A 969-nucleotide genomic window follows, 5' to 3' on the forward strand; every position below is an offset into this window, starting at 1 on the left:
GTGGTGCGCGGCGGCGCGGCGGGCAGCGCCCCGCCGAGCCAGCCGGCGACGGTGAGCAGGATCGCGCCGGCGAGGCCGGCGTACCTGGCGACGGTGGCGGCGACCGGCCGGACCGGCGCGTCGGGCTCGCTCACCGGCACACTCCTCAGGACACGGGAACCGGCTGCCGACCCTTCCGAGCCGACCGTACCAACCGCACGACCAGCACGATCACGAACAGGGTCATCAGCGGCGCACCCGGCATCTTGGTGTACCGGGGTAAACCGGTCCCGTCGGCAAGCACCAGGAACGACGACACCACGGTGACGATCGCGAACCACCGGGTCCGCCGCGCGGTGGCGGCCAGCACGGCCAGCGGCCACAGCCAGTACCAGGGGTGGAACAGCGGGGAGAGCGCGACCGTGGCGGTCAGCGCCAGCGCCGCGTGCCAGAACGGCTCACCCCGGCGCCAGGACCGGAACCAGAGCCAGACCAGCACCCCGACCAGCACCACCATGCCGATGGCCCGGGTCACCGGCAGCGCGTCCACGTGCACCCCGAACGGCGCGAGCAGGTAGCCCACGGTCTGCCCGACCGCGGTGGGCGGCGAGGTCCAGGCCACCACCAGGCCGCCCTGCTCCAGCCCGCTGATGAAGCCGAGCCCCAGCCCGGCGACGAGCGTGGCGCCGACGAGCGCCGCCAGCGCGCCGCCGACCACCCACGCGCCGTCGCGGACCAGCGCCCGGATCCGGTACGGCCCGACGATCGCGGCCAGCGCCGCGAACGGCAGCACGACCAGCGCGGTGATCTTGACACCGGCGGCCAGGCCCAGCAGCACCCCGCCGGCGAGCAGCGGACCCGGCCGGCCGGGTCGGGCCGCCACCACGGCCAGCCCGGCGACGAGCAGGCCGACCATCAGCGCGTCGTTGTGCGCGCCGGAGGCCAGGTGCATCGGCACCAGCGGGCTGGCCAGCGCCAGCCAGAGCGCCC

Annotated in this window: 1 protein-coding gene; it reads right to left on the reverse strand. The window is 75.9% G+C overall.

Annotation, left to right across the window (positions count from 1 at the left end):
- Positions 1–145 precede the first annotated feature (145 nt).
- Positions 146–969 (reverse strand): polyprenol phosphomannose-dependent alpha 1,6 mannosyltransferase MptB (gene mptB, locus HUW36_RS33475; protein ID WP_174531656.1); only part of this gene is annotated, 824 nt, incomplete at its 5' end.

It is taken from the genome of Micromonospora maritima (assembly GCF_902825405.1).
Taxonomy (GTDB): domain Bacteria; phylum Actinomycetota; class Actinomycetes; order Mycobacteriales; family Micromonosporaceae; genus Micromonospora; species Micromonospora maritima.